This window comes from Chryseobacterium sp. SIMBA_028, assembly GCF_046535285.1.
Taxonomy (GTDB): domain Bacteria; phylum Bacteroidota; class Bacteroidia; order Flavobacteriales; family Weeksellaceae; genus Chryseobacterium.
The window spans coordinates 1-266 of the sequence record NZ_JAWRWZ010000357.1 but is presented as its reverse complement, the minus strand read 5'-3'; the positions used below and the strand labels follow the sequence as shown (position 1 = coordinate 266).

Sequence of the window (266 nt, the reverse complement as noted above, 5' to 3'; positions counted from 1 at the left end):
CGGTGCATTCACATTAATATTTCCCGCTCCATCCATCAAATATGTATTTCCACTCGGATCTTCTATGAAAACAGAACCCTCCGCATCATTCAAAATAATCTTCGTTCCTGAACGGGTATGAATCACTTTTTTATCGTTTCCTGATGTGTGGTATGAACTTGTCTCACTGCCATTATAATGTGTTCCCGCCACAAAAGGTTTTTCAGCATTCTGGGATTCAAAATCAACCAAAACTTCTTCCCCGATTTCTGGGATAAAATGAAACC

General features: G+C 39.5%; 1 protein-coding gene. It reads right to left on the bottom strand.

The window, feature by feature from the left end; translation table 11 throughout:
- On the bottom strand, positions 1-266 hold a 266-nt coding region (locus SCA31_RS23755), incomplete at both ends, for a phage baseplate assembly protein V (protein ID WP_410699466.1).